The sequence below is a fragment of the Halomonas smyrnensis AAD6 genome (assembly GCF_000265245.1).
Taxonomy (GTDB): domain Bacteria; phylum Pseudomonadota; class Gammaproteobacteria; order Pseudomonadales; family Halomonadaceae; genus Halomonas; species Halomonas smyrnensis.
In genome coordinates this window covers 163,776-178,142 of record NZ_AJKS02000005.1, presented here as the reverse complement: position 1 = coordinate 178,142, position 14,367 = coordinate 163,776, and the positions used below count along the sequence as shown (strand labels likewise).

At 61.9% G+C, this 14,367-nt stretch carries 19 protein-coding genes and 1 tRNA gene; 14 read left to right on the top strand and 6 right to left on the bottom strand.

Going from position 1 to position 14,367, the window contains the following annotated elements; all coding sequences use genetic code 11:
* Positions 1-52 precede the first annotated feature (52 nt).
* From UYS_RS17960 to UYS_RS18665, 7 genes are all read left to right on the top strand, one after another.
* Positions 53-211: a YqaE/Pmp3 family membrane protein gene (locus tag UYS_RS17960; protein WP_016854964.1), complete on the top strand. Its 159-nt coding sequence runs from the start codon at positions 53-55 to the stop codon at positions 209-211.
* Between the two features lie 303 nt (positions 212-514).
* Positions 515-1,102 carry a recombinase family protein gene (locus UYS_RS0207870; RefSeq protein ID WP_016854963.1) on the top strand — a complete coding sequence of 196 codons (588 nt, stop codon included), beginning with the start codon at positions 515-517 and terminating at the stop codon, positions 1,100-1,102.
* Positions 1,103-1,217: 115 nt separating this feature from the next.
* A tRNA-Ser gene (locus UYS_RS0207865) sits at positions 1,218-1,307 on the top strand.
* Positions 1,308-1,399: 92 nt separating this feature from the next.
* A complete protein-coding gene (locus UYS_RS0207860; RefSeq protein ID WP_016854962.1) occupies positions 1,400-3,175 on the top strand; it encodes a site-specific integrase in 1,776 nt (591 codons plus the stop codon).
* Positions 3,176-3,262: 87 nt separating this feature from the next.
* A complete protein-coding gene (locus UYS_RS0207855; RefSeq protein ID WP_016854961.1) occupies positions 3,263-3,547 on the top strand; it encodes a hypothetical protein in 285 nt (94 codons plus the stop codon).
* 747 nt (positions 3,548-4,294) lie between these two features.
* Positions 4,295-4,795 carry a ribonuclease HI gene (gene rnhA / locus UYS_RS0207850; RefSeq protein WP_016854960.1) on the top strand — a complete coding sequence of 167 codons (501 nt, stop codon included), beginning with the start codon at positions 4,295-4,297 and terminating at the stop codon, positions 4,793-4,795.
* Positions 4,796-5,237: 442 nt separating this feature from the next.
* Positions 5,238-5,588, top strand: coding sequence for a hypothetical protein (locus UYS_RS18665; RefSeq protein ID WP_016854958.1), 351 nt, complete (start codon positions 5,238-5,240; stop codon positions 5,586-5,588).
* Here UYS_RS18665 and UYS_RS19045 read toward each other — a convergent pair.
* The 4 genes from UYS_RS19045 to UYS_RS0207825 all read right to left on the bottom strand — a co-directional run bounded on the left by UYS_RS19045 (position 5,506) and on the right by UYS_RS0207825 (position 7,668).
* Entirely contained in the window at positions 5,506-5,856 is a 351-nt protein-coding gene (locus tag UYS_RS19045; RefSeq protein WP_083868103.1) for a KilA-N domain-containing protein, read from the bottom strand. The two genes, UYS_RS18665 and UYS_RS19045, sit on opposite strands and share 83 nt — an antisense overlap.
* Positions 5,801-6,166, bottom strand: a complete 366-nt coding sequence (locus UYS_RS17110; RefSeq protein ID WP_202802773.1) for a Rha family transcriptional regulator — start codon at positions 6,164-6,166, stop codon at positions 5,801-5,803. The genes UYS_RS19045 and UYS_RS17110 overlap by 56 nt, the downstream gene beginning before the upstream one ends.
* 420 nt (positions 6,167-6,586) lie before the next feature.
* Positions 6,587-6,760 carry a hypothetical protein gene (locus tag UYS_RS18445; protein ID WP_016854956.1) on the bottom strand — a complete coding sequence of 58 codons (174 nt, stop codon included), beginning with the start codon at positions 6,758-6,760 and terminating at the stop codon, positions 6,587-6,589.
* Between the two features lie 278 nt (positions 6,761-7,038).
* On the bottom strand, positions 7,039-7,668 hold the full coding sequence (locus UYS_RS0207825) for a recombinase family protein (protein ID WP_016854955.1): 630 nt from the start codon (positions 7,666-7,668) through the stop codon (positions 7,039-7,041).
* A gap of 319 nt (positions 7,669-7,987) precedes the next feature.
* On the opposite strand from UYS_RS0207825, the gene UYS_RS17950 reads away from it, so the two are divergent.
* Positions 7,988-8,884 (top strand): FRG domain-containing protein, encoded by an 897-nt coding sequence (locus UYS_RS17950; RefSeq protein ID WP_083868099.1) that lies wholly within the window; start codon positions 7,988-7,990, stop codon positions 8,882-8,884.
* Here the strand turns inward: UYS_RS17950 and UYS_RS18805 are convergent.
* On the bottom strand, positions 8,856-9,599 hold the full coding sequence (locus tag UYS_RS18805; protein ID WP_156821572.1) for an abortive infection family protein: 744 nt from the start codon (positions 9,597-9,599) through the stop codon (positions 8,856-8,858). The genes UYS_RS17950 and UYS_RS18805 overlap by 29 nt on opposite strands.
* 705 nt (positions 9,600-10,304) lie before the next feature.
* On the opposite strand from UYS_RS18805, the gene UYS_RS0207815 reads away from it, so the two are divergent.
* From UYS_RS0207815 to UYS_RS0207790, 6 genes are all read left to right on the top strand, one after another.
* Positions 10,305-10,973, top strand: a complete 669-nt coding sequence (locus UYS_RS0207815; protein ID WP_026068415.1) for a Bax inhibitor-1/YccA family protein — start codon at positions 10,305-10,307, stop codon at positions 10,971-10,973.
* 70 nt (positions 10,974-11,043) lie between these two features.
* Positions 11,044-11,436 carry a sulfurtransferase complex subunit TusD gene (gene tusD / locus UYS_RS0207810; protein WP_016854953.1) on the top strand — a complete coding sequence of 131 codons (393 nt, stop codon included), beginning with the start codon at positions 11,044-11,046 and terminating at the stop codon, positions 11,434-11,436.
* Between the two features lie 13 nt (positions 11,437-11,449).
* Complete coding sequence (gene tusC, locus UYS_RS0207805; RefSeq protein ID WP_016854952.1) at positions 11,450-11,830, top strand: sulfurtransferase complex subunit TusC; 381 nt, start codon at positions 11,450-11,452, stop codon at positions 11,828-11,830.
* A gap of 22 nt (positions 11,831-11,852) precedes the next feature.
* Entirely contained in the window at positions 11,853-12,143 is a 291-nt protein-coding gene (gene tusB, locus UYS_RS0207800) for a sulfurtransferase complex subunit TusB (protein WP_016854951.1), read from the top strand.
* A 2-nt stretch (positions 12,144-12,145) separates the two neighbouring features.
* Complete coding sequence (locus UYS_RS0207795; RefSeq protein ID WP_016854950.1) at positions 12,146-12,499, top strand: TusE/DsrC/DsvC family sulfur relay protein; 354 nt, start codon at positions 12,146-12,148, stop codon at positions 12,497-12,499.
* A 10-nt stretch (positions 12,500-12,509) separates the two neighbouring features.
* Positions 12,510-13,139: an acyl carrier protein phosphodiesterase gene (locus UYS_RS0207790; RefSeq protein ID WP_016854949.1), complete on the top strand. Its 630-nt coding sequence runs from the start codon at positions 12,510-12,512 to the stop codon at positions 13,137-13,139.
* On the opposite strand, the gene UYS_RS0207785 is transcribed toward UYS_RS0207790, so the two are convergent.
* Positions 13,089-14,306, bottom strand: a complete 1,218-nt coding sequence (locus UYS_RS0207785) for a molybdopterin molybdotransferase MoeA (RefSeq protein WP_016854948.1) — start codon at positions 14,304-14,306, stop codon at positions 13,089-13,091. The genes UYS_RS0207790 and UYS_RS0207785 overlap by 51 nt on opposite strands.
* Positions 14,307-14,367 lie beyond the last annotated feature (61 nt).

Here is a 14,367-nt window from a genome sequence, read left to right as displayed (position 1 = left end):
GGGGTCGATACCCTGACGACGACACCTAGCCATCGTTAAAAGGAACTCTCTCATGGACGTGCTTCGTATCCTGTTCGCCATTCTCCTGCCGCCGGTAGGCGTGTTTCTCCAGGTGGGCCTGGGCCTTCACTTCTGGATCAACATCCTGCTGACGCTGCTGGGCTACATTCCCGGCATCGTGCACGCGGTGTGGATCATCGCCCGGCGCTGATCGCCGATAGAGGCTAATGGGGCAGGCGGGGGCGATGCCGATCGGCCCCGCCTGCCCCGCACGCTTTTACTCTCTCGTTTCCCTTCTTCCTTCTCTCCTCGGCTGTTTCGCTCGGCTCTTCGCTTGAGCCTTGTCCTCTTCCGCAGTCAGCGTGATCTCGCTCAGACGCCCCTGGTGTCATAAAAGCCTTTCTCGGCTTTGATGATGCCAGAAATCCCGCTAATCGCTGGTATCGCTAAATAAGCATTATCTGCGACCATAGGGAGCTAGCCTGCCAAAGTGATGTCATGCCGAGGAGAGCGCATGGGACGAACCTTCGCGTATTGCCGCACCGGCGACGCCGAGCCAGATATCGATGATCAGCTGTCCTCGATCGAGGCCGCCGGGTTTCGCGTGGCGCCCTACCGGGTGATCGACGAGGCCGTCAGTGTCTCGTGGCCGGCGATGGAGCGAGAGGCCTTCAGGACGCTGGTCGAGCACAAGCTGGAGCCCGGAGACGTGCTGGTGGTGCTCCGGCTCGATCGTCTGGGGCGCGACAACATCGACGTCCGGCAGAGCATTGCCCGGCTGTCCGATGCCGGCGTGAGCGTGGTGTCGCTGGATCTGCCGATCGGTGATCTGACCGGCGGCGAGGGCGAGTTGATGCGCCAGATGTTCGATGCCTTCGCCGAATTCGAGCGTGTGCGCTTCAGCGAGCGGACCCGGGAAGGACTGGCGCGGGCTCGGGGGCAGGGCAAGAAGCTCGGTCGCCCCGTTGCCATCGACACCACCGAAAGGGTGCAGGCACTCAAGGCGGAAGGGCTCAGTCAGTCGGCCGCGGCGTCGCGCTCCGGGTTGAGTATTGCCACGATCAAGCGGCACTGGAACCGGCGCCTCGCGAGCGTGGGATAGCGGCATAACGTGTCGCTTACGCCGCGTCTCGTCTCGAGGCAGGGTGCGATAACACATTGATCGCATGAAACTCTTGACCAAAACAGAAAGATTGGTAATATATGCGCCGTGAGCCGGAGGGATGGCAGAGCGGTTGAATGCACCGGTCTTGAAAACCGGCGTAGGTGAGAGCCTACCCAGGGTTCGAATCCCTGTCCCTCCGCCACTCGAACACTAGGCCCTGAGGAATCAGTAACATACTGTCCTCGGGGCTTTTTCTTGCTTGGCTGTCCCATCGAAGTGTTACATTGGGAGGCCATGAAGACCGTGAAAGTCACCGGACATCCTCGCCTGTATCGCCGTGGCGCTCGCTATTATCACCGGGCCGCCATCCCTCAGGACATCCAGGCCAGCTACCCCAAGGCTGAAGAGACCTTCTCCCTCAAGACCTCCGACTATCAGGAGGCGCTACGCCGTGTCCGTGAGGCAGCCGCCGAGGTGGACCGTAAGTTCGACCATCACCGTCGCTGGATGGCAGCCCAAGCCCAGCCCCTCGACTCCCTCAGCGATGCACAGATCGAGCACCTGGCGGCCCTCTACCATGCGTCCCTGCTAGAAGAAGACGAGGATATCAGGACGGAAGGCATCTTCGAGGAGGAGCCCGGCGAGTCCGGCACGGACTGGGAACGCTGGGACTTCGATGAATATGCCGAGGAGCTTGAAGACAGCGTAGCCCATACCCGCCACCTCTATGCCCGTGGTCGGATGGACACCTTCTTCATGGATGAGGCCGAGGACATCCTGTCATGGGACGGTGTAGAACTTGCCCTGTTGCCGGACTCTCCAAGCTGGCGCCCGCTGGCCAGGGCACTACAAGCGGCCTACATTCGCGCCGGGAAGGACAAGCAGTCGCGCAACGAGGGCGAGATAGTCCCTACACCCGCCGTGGACGCGCTGCCATCACAGGCCACCGCGCCAGCGTCGGAAGCTCGCCAGAGCCTCGCGGATGATGGGCAAGGCCCGCTGCTCTCCGCCGTGGCCAAGGAGTGGATCGCGGAGAAGTCCCTGAGCTGGGCGCCGAAGACCACCAACGATCACCGGACCACCCTCGACAACTTCATCACGGTCGTCGGTGACAAGCCGCTGGATGCCTACGCGAAGGCCGATGGTCGAGCCTTCAAGTCGGTCCTGATGAAGCTCCCCAGCAACTGGACGAAGCAGAAGCCGCTCCAGGGACTGGCCATCGACAAGGCTGCCGAGCGAGCCGACGAGCTAGGCATGGCACCGATGTCGGGCAAGAACGTGAACAAGCTGATCGGGTACGCCGCCGCTTTCTGGAACTGGGCCACCAAGCACTATGACGAGTGTCCGCCCAATCCCCTGAACGGCTTGAAGGTGGCCATCAAGAAGCGTGCCCGCGAAGAACGCGATCCCTTCACGCTGGAGGAACTGCGGGCCGTCTTCCGCGCCCCGGTCTTCACCGGCTGCAAGTCGCTACATCACTGGCGCCAGCCCGGTACGCTGGTCCCTCGGGACTCGGGCATGTTCTGGGTGCCGCTGGTTTCGCTGTTCACCGGGGCCAGGATGGGGGAAGTCCTGCAACTCTATGTCTCGGATGTTCAGCACGAGCACGGTATCGACTTCATCGACATCAACGGCGACGGCGATGACAAGTCGCTGAAGACCACCAGTAGCTGGCGCCAGACGCCCATCCACCCCGAGCTGAAGCGGCTGGGCTTCCTCGATCACGTCGAGAAGATGCGCCAGCAAGGGAGCCAGCGGCTGTTCCCTGACATGCCCATGGGGAACGACGGCTACTACTCGTCCGTCTACTCCAAGCGGTTCCGGGCGCTGCTCGACTCCCTCAAGATCAAGCACGGGCAGAACGCCTTCCACTCGCTACGGCACAACTTCGAGGACGCTTGCCGGAACTCGGGCGTTGATAAGTATGTGATGGACGCCCTGCAAGGCCACACCGAGGCGGGCATGTCAGCACGGTACGGGTCCGGCTACGAACTGGAGACCCTGAACGACGCCATCTGTCGCCTTGAGTACCGGGGCCTTGACTTGAGACACCTGCATCAAAGTAAATGACCTAACGGGACAGCAACAACTAACCATTCAGGGAATGGCGCCATAGACCGCCTTCTCAAGTACGTCGACTATGAGCGCGGGACATCTATGAAGCAACTGACCTTGGCCATACTCATCGCTGCAAGCCTGTCGGCTGGAACGGCATTCGCTCATGATCGCTGGGGCGCAGATCATTCCTGCTCTCAGCCCATCAAGCCCTTCGAGTTCACCAGCCAGTGGCAAGTCGATCAGTTCAACATGGAGGTAGATAACTACCGGATGTGCATCCAGAACTTCGTGGATGAACAGAATGACGCCATAGACAACCACAGCAGTGCAGCCGAAGAAGCTATTAGCGAGTGGAATAATTTCGTGGACTTCGAGCTGAACTAACCAGCGCATCGCCATGTGCGCCCGCTCACGGATTTTTTACCGTTGGGCGGGACTCACACACTACTTATCCCCCATAAGCTCTCACAGCGCCACACAGCGCCAAATTGATTGCGACCCACTAAAGGAGAACCAGAACGTTCTCTGGGGACCGCTCTAAGAAGGCTCGGCATACTGCGACCGACTTCGGCGCCCCTGCTCACCGTAGCTTAATCGCCTTCGAGATGACGCTAGTAACTGCCCCGGCTGTCGGGGTGCTTGGGAACGCGGAGATGCTCGACGTAAGGACACCAGGGAGGTGGTAGCCCCTGGCGCAGTCCGGGCGACCTGTCGCGCCAGCGACGGGCTGCCTACGGGTAGCAGGGGACATCTAGAAGACTGGCACCTGCGCCCCTCCGTAGGTCCATCCCTTCTAGTCCATCTGTTAGACGCTCCCCACGAGCACACCCGGCGCAATCTCTGGCGTCGTCATCGTCCATGATCCATCCATGACAGACCAGGACCGTCGACCGCTTCCAGTGCTCCCGGTCAGCTCCCCTTGTTGACCACCTATCGGCCTTCCCCTTGGGCCGACGTTCCGACACTCCCTCGCTGCTCGATGCGTGGGCGCGTGTCTGGGATACATCATCACCATCATCGAACCCAGCACATTCTCGAAGGCAGTCGGGCAGTCAGGCGGTATCGTCCGTCTCGCTGGTCCGCTTGGCTGAAGGGGCCGACTGTCTCCGAAAATGAGGACGAACGATCACCATGGCTCAACCGACTATACCCGCCGACGACATCCGGCCCACCATCTCCATCTTCACGGACGGCGCCTGTAGCAACAACGGCCAGAGAAACCCACAAGGCGGCTGGGGCGCTGTCCTGATGAACGGCCAAGGCCAACGCCTGAAGATCGCTGGCAAGCTCCAGGGCGACACGATCACCAACAACCGGGCCGAACTAACAGCAGCCATCAAGGCACTGGAGGCCCTGAAGCGGCCCGCCCGTGTGGAGCTGACGACGGACAGTGAGTACGTCCAGAAAGGCGCCACCGAATGGCTGAGCGGCTGGAAGCGACGAGGCTGGAAGACGGCCAGCAAGGCCCCCGTCAAGAACGCCGATCTCTGGCGCCAGCTTGATGCCCTGCTTCAGACCCACGCCGTGCGCTTTCACTGGGTCCGTGGCCACGATGGGCACCCGGAGAATGAGCTGGCCGATTCGCTCGCCGTGGCTGGCGCTGAGGGTGTGTCGGTGAAGGAGTACGGATAACCCGAGAACCTGAGAACAAGGACAAGGATGGATGACATGGCACACACGGACACGCGGTACTCCAGGGCCTCACGGAAGCCCGGACCGAAGCCCAAGGTGGACCCACAGGAGGTCATCCAGTGGCGCCAGCAGAACGGGGCCACCCGACGCGCCACAGCCGTACACTTCGGTATCAGTGACACGCAGGTCAAGACCATCTGGCGAGAGGCTGGGCTGTCCTACACGTCCGCCGTGCCTTCCGGGGCTCCACCCAAGATCGACCCGAAGACGGTCGCCGAGTGGCGCCGATCCCGGCAAGCATCCATCGTCGAGACGGCCCGACACTTCGGCATCGGGAAGACGACCGTGTGGCGGGCCTGTAGGGCGCATGGCGTGGACCTGAGCCATCGCTGGGAAGAAGGCAAGTTCCGACGCACAAGACGATAGAGAGGCATTCACCACCATGGCAATCGAGGTTCACACTGTCCGCCAGCTCAAGGGTGCCAGCTCACGGACCAAGCTCCACCACCTCTACAAGACCGTCTGTCGGCGTGGGATCAATGTCCATCTGACCAAGGATGACATCCACGTCACGCCCGCTGTCATGTCGATCCTTCTCCAGCGTCGGCCCGAAGACCTCGACAAGGGCGACTTACAGGCCCTCCGTGTGCTGCTCGGGCTCAGGCACGACCGGGAGGCCAGCCCATGCCTTGCGCCAGCGAGTGAGGCGTTCAAGGCAAAGACGCGGGATATGGAGGCAGCGGCGAGCCTGTTCTATCTGCTCGTCGGGGAACCTGCGGCTGGGACTGCGTGACCATGGCGTCATACGCACGGATCACCTTCAGGTGGAACGCGGGGCTGATCCACATGGCATAGGCGTAGACGAGTTCCTTGACGACGAAGGTACCGCCATAGCGTCCGCGCAGGGTGGTCATCGGCTCAAAGGTAGGATTTCCTACTTTTAGCTCTTCAATCAGGCCAACGGTCCCGGCGTTCATCTGCCAGTGGACGGGCTTGTCTTTCTGCTCACCACCGGCTGCCTTGTGGAGGTCGTTGAGGTTGAAGCGGCATGGCTCGGCAATGCCTCGCCTTAGCTGTCCAGACCAAACGCAGCGCCTCGGCGAAGGACTGCGGAACTTGCGGCTGGGCGGCTTGCTTCTCCAGCTCCTGCCAACGGTCCACCAAGCGGGCGGTGAACTCAGGGGAAAGCTGGGCGACGATGACGTAGCTGTCACGCTGGTTGACGTGGAAGGCGGTGCCGGGACGGCCACCGGAGGACTTTTCCTCAGTTTGAGTAAAAGTGACGGTGCCGTGTACTGCGAGCATCTCGATGGCGCGCTTCACGTTGTCGTGGCGCTTCTCGACCACTTCCGCAATCTCGCGGCTGCTCATGGTCATCTCGGTGGTGGTGGCGGTAGTAGTATATGGCGCTTCCTCGCAAAATCTGACAGTCCATCAAGGCGTTGGCCCTGCCGATTTGCTCACATGGCGTCACCTTCAGGGGGCGCACCAAGGGATCGCCACGGTGGCGCAGACAGTAGACACGCCGGAACGTGATCTACCTGTGTCCCTCTGACTCCATGTGTTTGTCTATGAGCTGGAGGAACGGGACTCCAAGGGACTCCTACCGGGCCCAGCCCCGGCCATTTTGTGGCGCACATCTGAGCCGGTAATTGAGTGTATATAAGGAACGCGCTTCCCCGGTGCCCGCCCCGAGCGAGCGAATGGCGGCGGCTGAAAGTCGATCTTCGAAGCACCCACCCGGGGGTGAATGACGAAGGCACCCACCCCCTCCTAAGCCAGCGCCAGCTCTTACAGCACCGGCTCATGCTTGGCATCCGCCCAGCGGTCCAAGGATAGGCCGCACTGATTCCATGCCAGCAGCCCGACCATCGGCACTCGCAGGAAGACATCGCCCGCGACTAGCCTGACGATCAATCCCATGATGGCCAGCTCCATGCCCCAGCGGGTGAACTCAATACGCATTGCTTCGGCTCCTTGCTGTCTGATGGTAGTCCTTGGCGCCCGCCTATGAACGCCAGCAATGGGCACGCTACAGGCCATGCAGAACACAAGTAAAGCACTGATTATAATAGGTTTTATTCGCTATCGCGTCTGATTCGGACAAGGATGGATGGGCTTCTCTCAGGCTGCCCACGCTGACTGGCTTCCGGTGACAACCGATGCGCCTAGGGATGGATTCAAGCCGACACAAAAAGCAGGACCGCTTGGCCCTGCCTTGGCGTCCCGCTATTCGCTGTCCCTCACTGTGCGGGCTGCTCGGCTCGCTTCATGGCACGTTGAACGGTGCTGACACCACAGCCCACGATGTCGGCAGTCTTGCGGACACTGAAGCCTTGCCGCCGAAGCTCCATGACTCGGCGATGTAGCTCCTCGTTCACCGGACGGCCCTTGTAACGTCCATCCTCCTTGGCCTTCTCGATGCCCTGAGCCTGACGCCTACGCCTGTCCTCGTAGTCCTTGCGGGCAACTGCCGCCAGCATGTCGAGGAGCATGGCGTTCACAGCGTCCAGCATCCGCCCGGTGAAGTCATTACCGTTGCCCACGGTCAGCGCCGCGTGGCTCGTCGGTAGGTCTAGGGAGACGACCCGAAGACCCGCGCTCTGGATGGCGCCCTTGAGCCTGTCCCAATCGCCTTTCGTCAGGCGCGTCAGTCGATCCACCTGCTCGACAAGCAGCACGTCGCCGGGGTGGGCATCGTCAATGAGTCGCGCCAGCTCAGTGCGGTCGGCCTTGGTCCCGCTGGCGTTCTCGATGTACCACGACGCGACTGTCACTCCCTTCTCGCTGGTGAAGCTAGTCAGCGCCTCACGGGCACGGCTGGCGTTCTGGTCATCGGTGGAGGCACGGAGGTAGGCGCGGATGTAAGCCATCGTTGGTTACTCCCTTGTCGAGCACTGTGTTCACTTGAGTGTGTTCACAATAGGTGTGCTCGCTAGGGTCGTCAACCATGTATGTGAATACGGATACAGGGCGCCTTGAGGTGTGCTCGCTGAGGTACACCCTAATGGTCACTTCTCGGCGCCGCACTGACAAGCAAAGAGCGCGGGCCGTAGGATGGACGCCGGGGACGCACAGCTTGTAGATTATTCGTTCGCCTGTGTGCCTTGGTTGTTTTTGCGAAACACCTGAGACAGGTTAGGCGCTCGATCTGGAACGGACATGAATCATAAAGATAAGCAGGAATAAACGATGTGGGATGAGATACCTCAGATTGAGCATCACAATGCCTCAGAACTTCTTAAACACTTTATTGCCAACCAAAGTGCGGGCATTATTTATAGAGGGCTAGGCCACCAGACTTGGACTCTCAGCCCATCAATTTCAAGGGCCACAGGGTCTCGCAAGCTGAATGCCATCTACGGTGATGACTCAAGAGCATTTAAAGAGATCGCGTACTTAGCAAGTTTCGTAAATGCTTGCGACGATGCCGGGATAAAAGTGGCTGGAGATAGCGACCAGCTAAGAGATTTCCTATTAGAGCCAACAGGACCAAACAGTCATGGACATGTCGTAGATTTATTTAAGTGCCCAAACCTTTGGCCGTCAGATGACAATGCTGTGTTTCACTTTCTCGCACAAGCGCAGCACCATGGCGTTCCTACAAGACTCTTAGACTGGACAACTTCACCATTAGTTGCTTGCTACTTCACTGTTTCCCAGGCCATACATGAAAGGAGAAGGCTGCTTTCACAGAAAGAAGATGCAAACCTTTCAGAGTGGATGCTCGCCGTTGTAGAACTTGACACAATGCAAGCAGCAGGATTCAAGGAAACCTTCAGGATTCGACATGCTCCAGGCTCCACCAGCCAGAACTTAGCCGCCCAGAAGGGGCGCTTTACGTTTATCAAAGGTTTTGAGCTTGGCGATCTTGATCTTTTGAATCATAGACATTCCCGAAACTACCTAAAAAGGCATCTCCTGCCTCTTTCGGAAGCATACAATCTGATGCAACAGATTAAAATGTTAGGAGTAACTACAGCGACACTCTTTCCTGGCCACGACGGTGCCGCGAAAGACTCAATTGAAACCATGCTTCTGGAAGATTTGGATCAGGAAATTAGGGATTTCTCCTTACCTCGAGTGTAGCAATCAAAAAGGCTGCCATTGTGCCAGCGAGGTTGACTGCAAATTCAGCATGTCGAGGACTCGGCTTAACTGGCCGAGGTCCTTGCCCATGAGCATCTCCTACTTTATTACGAAGCTCACCAAGACCAGTAACTATGTTAGAGCATCCTCCCAGAATACGCTTGAAGGTTTCCTCCATGTGTTGTTCTGGAGCAAGGTTCAGTGCTAGTGATGCCTTACGATACAAAGCTGGCAGGTCATCGCTTCTGCCTGAGCACTCCTGTCCATCCACTTCTTCTATGATGTGCTTGCAGACACTTTCAATTAGGGACTTGGCCATTGTGATGGCACCCTCAGGGTCCGATGTTCTTCGAGACAACGTCTTCTGCCACGCCATATGAACATGGGCCGAGTCAAAATTTTCAAGTGTATCGGTAATGGCTATGTCAGATGGAGCACCTACTTGCTCCAATTTGTCGAGGAGGGGCCTAAACTCCCCCCAGATGAACTGCCTTCTCGGTTCATACTGCTCGATTTTCTTGATGAAGCTCCAGAACTGGCTCGGTGAACGGCATGTCTTAACCATTTGAGGAACAAGCTGCGCTATGCTTTGGTCATCTAGCAAAGCGGCTCGAATCTGAGAGTATTCGAAATCGCTAGCATCACCACCTGTGGCACGGGCCACCATCATGTTTTGCATCGATTCAGCATGTTCCAGCAAAAGCTGTCTATCCATGTTCTGTTCCTTCAACCCCATTGATCCGACTCTAGCTTTTTTTCCAGAAGCACTGTTATAGCCTCTCGCTCTACGCGAATACCTACAGTAGCTCTGGGCGATGGTTACCGCCAAGCTCCAAGTACGAACTCATTGCTTCTGTTACAGGGAAGCGCTACATTGGCGAGGAATCAACACAGCCAAGCTGCTGATTTTCAATGGGTTGTCGGGTTGATGAGGGCGATCCCTGTCCCTCCGCCACCTTATTCTCAAGAATCAAGCGCCTTCGGGCGCTTTTTTCGTTTCAGGACTCCTCCAAATCCTGCGCCGGCAGTTTCCCTGCCATATGACGGCGAGTGACGTCTCGCGGCCGCATGATCCGAGGCATCGAGCGCCGCCGGGCCGTTCGCGAAGACGTATCGTGCCGATCGGCCAAGCCTTCCGCGGGCCAGTCCGCTCAGGTGGCGGGCTTCATGCGCCTGCGATGGGAATGAATCGACGATGGCCTCATGGTGGTGTCTCCTTCACGTCAGAGATGCCGCCTGGCTTTGCCGACCCTCACCGAGTCGGCAGTGTCGTATCGCGCATGTTACCGTCGAGTGGCCATCGAGCCCCATGCGTGTCGCCGCAGGGTGACAAGCGTGATCGGTTCAAACTTGCGTCACCACCGTCCAGGCGGCATGCTGTAAAGCATCGCCAAGATCAACCACACGGAGCTTTGGATCGATGGCTTACCAAGACACGCGAATGACGACGCAACAGACGAGTGCCGTCAGCGCCAACAAGGTCCTGCGCAACACCTATGGCCTGCTGGCGATGACCCTGCTTTTCTCCGCCGTCACGGCCGGCGCCGCCATGGCGCTCGGCGTCCAGCAGATGAACATCTTCATCTTCTTCATCGGCGCCTACGGGCTGATGTTCCTGGTGCACAAGACCGCCAATTCCGCCATGGGCCTGCTGGCGACCTTCGCCTTCACCGGTTTCATGGGCTTCACCCTGGGGCCGATCCTCAGCGCCTACCTGTCGCTGCCCAACGGTGCCCAGTTGATCATGACCGCGCTGGGGCTGACCGGCCTGACCTTCTTCGGTCTTTCCGCCGTGGCGCTGGTCACACGCAAGGACTTCAGCTTCCTGGCCAACTTCCTGATGGCGGGTGCCATCGTGCTGGTGCTGGCCATGCTCGCCGGGCTGTTCTTCCAGATCCCGGCGCTGTCGCTGATGGTCTCCGCCGGCTTCGTGCTGTTCGCCTCCGCGACCATCCTCTATCAGACCAGCGAGATCGTGCACCGGGCCGGCGAGACCAACTACATTCTCGCCACCATCACCCTCTATGTGTCGATCTACAACCTCTTCATCAGCCTGCTGTCCCTGCTCGGTATCATGAGCCAGGATTGACGCCAGCCACGGCGATGCGAGAATTGCTGGCCCCGCTTCGGCGGGGCCAGCCTGTTTCTGAGAGGATGATATGCGCTACGCGATCCTGCTGATGGGGGCTCCCTACAGCGATCAGGCCAGCCACTCGGCGCTGCGATTCGCCCGGGCACTGCTGGCGCGGGGACACCGCCTGGAGGCGGTGTTCTTCTACCACGACGGGGTCTACAACGCCGCCCGCCTGTCGGCGCCGCCCCAGGACGAACCGCATCTGACCGATGGCTGGGTGGCGCTACACGAGACGCACGGCGTGGCGCTTCAGGTGTGCATCGCAGCGGCGCTGCGTCGCGGCCTGATGGACGAGCGCGAGGCGGCTCGACACGGCAAGGCAGGGCACAGCGTCGAGGCGCCGTTCGAACTGACCGGCGTCGGGCAGCTGGTCGACCTGAGCCAACGTTGTGACCGGCTGGTGACCTTCGGGCCCTGAGGGAGAGTGTGACATGAGTGACGAACACGAACCGCTCGCCGGCGATCTGCTGGTGATCCTGCGTCATGCGCCTCACGGCAGCAGCTGGCTGCGCGAGGGCCTGGACGTCGCCCTGGTGGCGGCCGCCTTCGGCACCGACGTCTCGCTGCTGTTCATGGGTGAGGGCGTCACGGCCCTGGTCGAGGATCAGTCGGCGGGGGCGCTGGGGCAGAAGAGCACCGCGCCCACGCTCGAGATGCTGGAGATGTATGATATCGAGACGCTGTGGGTCGAGGCCGAGGCGCTTTCGCGCTTCGGTCTCGATCCCGACGAGCTGATGCTGGCGCCCCGGGTGCTCGAGGCCGGGGCGATCGCCGAGGCGGTCCGGAAGCACCCGCGCGTGCTCACTTTCTAGCCTGGTGGGGGAACCCGACACCATGAAACTTCATATCGTGAACCGTTCGCCGGCCAGTCATCGCGTGCACGAGCAGGCGCTGGCCGCCATGGGGCCGGAGGATCGCCTGCTGCTGATCGAGGACGGCGTGCAGGGCGGTCTACCGCAGTTGGTACGCCACTTCGAGGCGATTGCGGGGCGGCTCTATGCGCAACGCGAGGATCTCGAGGCGCGCGGACTGCTCGGTCGCTGCGACGGCTCGGTGCAGGTGGTCGACGTCGACGGCTTCGTCCAGCTGACCGAGCAAGCCGAACACACCCTGAGCTGGTACTGAGCATGGCAACCACAGCAATCACCCGTTATCTGACCGTCTCCGATGCCGAGATCGGCCTCGACCCCGAGGGCTATCTGGTCGAGCTCGATCAGTGGTCGCCGGCGGTGGCCGAGGCGCTGGCCGAGGAAGAAGGCATCGAGCTGGACGCCGAGCACTGGGAAGTGCTCGAGGTGCTGCGGGCCTTCTATGCGAAATACGAGATGGCGCCGGCCATGCGGCCGCTGGTCAAGGCGGTCGGGCGCGAGCTGGGCCCCGACAAGGGCCGCTCGATGCATCTGATGCGGCTGTTTCCCGGCAGCCCCGCCAAGCGCGCGGCGCGGCTGGCCGGGCTGCCCAAGCCGACCAATTGCCTGTGAGGCGCTCGCCATGAACTTCCTGGCCCACGGCTGGCTCGCCCGCGGCGGCAGCGACGACTTCCTCTACGGCAATCTGATCGCCGACGGGGTCAAGGGCGTCGATCTCGACGCCTGGGGGGCGGGCGTGGCGGCGGGCATCCGCCATCATCGGCGGGTCGACGCCTACATCGATCGTCATCCGGTGCTGCTCGAGGTCAAGGCTCGGGCGCCCCGCGAGGGGCGTCGCGTGGCCGGTATCGCCCTGGATCTGATGTGGGATCATTGCCTGGCGCGCCGCTTGACCGTCGCCGAGCGCGACTGGCTGGTCGCGCGCTGCTATCGGCTGCTCGACGCTCGTCCGGCGCCGGATCGGCTGGCCGCGATGATGCCGGCTCTGGTGCGCCAGGACTGGCTGCGCGGCTATGCCGATTTCCGCTTCACCTGTCGTGCGGTGGCGGGGCTGGGGCGCCGGCTCTCGGGCCCCAACCGCCTCGCCGCGCTGCTGCCGTGGCTCGAACGCGACTATCTGGCGCTGGACGAGGCCTTCACCCGGCTGTGGCCGGACATCGAGGCCCATCTCGACGTGCCGTTCGACCCGAACGACACCGGCTCAGTCGACGCGCAGCCACAGGCAGCGGACCGCATCGCCGGGCGCCACTGATGCCTCGGGCGGGATCACCGCCAGGGCGTCGGCGCCGACGCAGGACGAGAGCACGCCGGAGTTCTGATCCGCGAATGCATGGGCCTCGATGCCGTCGGTGCCGAAGTCCAGCGTCACGCGCAGGTAGTGCTGGCGTGGGCCGGTGCGAGTGGTGAAGGTGGCGCGCGCGGTCAGTGCCGGCAGCTCGGCCATGGCGTGACAGCCCTGCAGCGCGCCCATCAGCGGGCGCAGGAACAGCCAGGCGCCCACATAGCCCGAGACCGGGTTGCCCGGAAGGCCGACGAAGCGGGCTTCACCGCCGGCGCCGGCGCCAGCGCCGGGCAGCCGGCCCAGGGCCAGCGGCTTGCCGGGGCGCAGCGCCAGCCGCCACAGATCGAGCCGCCCCAGGGCCTCGACCGCGCCGCGCACGTGATCCTCTTCCCCCACGCTGACCCCTCCGGTGGTGATCACCACGTCGGCGAGCTCGGCGGCTTCGCCGAGCAGGCGTCGCGTGCTCGCGGCGTCGTCCGGCACCGCGTTGGCCATCACCACCTCGGCGCCGAAGCGTTCGAGCAGCGTCGTCAGCATCGGGCGGTTGGTGTTGTAGATCTGGCCCGGCCCCAGCGGCTGGCCCGGATCGACGATCTCGTCGCCGGTGGAGAGCAGCGCGACCCGCGGACGGCGCCTGACCGAGACCTCGGTGATGCCCTGGCCGGCGAGATGCCCGAGCGCGGCGGCGTCGAGCCGGGTGCCGTCGGCCAGCAGCGGGCTGCCGGCCGCCACGTCGCGGCCTCGGCGGCGCAGGTTGTCGCCTTGCGGCACGTCCTCGGGCATCCGCGCCCGGTCGCCTTCGAGCTCGACCTTCTCCTGCATCACCACGCAGTCGGCCCCGGGCGGGATCTCGCTGCCGGTGAAGATGCGCGCGCACTGGCCGCGCTCGAGCGGTGCGGCCGTGTGGCCGGCGGCGATGCGCTGGCCAATCGGCAGCCAGCGCCCGGCATCGGCATGATGCAGGGCATAGCCGTCCATGGCGCTGTTGTCGAAGGGCGGCACGTCGAGCCGGGCGGTGACCGCCTCGGCCAGCACTCGCCCCGCGGCCTCGCTGGTCGCCAGGCGCTCGCCCTCGACCGGCGTCACGTCGGCCAGCAGCGCCTCCAGCGCCGCCGCGACGGGCTTGAGCTCAGCCATGCTGACCTCGCCTGGGGATGACGAGATTGGCCGGACCTTGTCGAGAGCGGCAGGGCGCGTC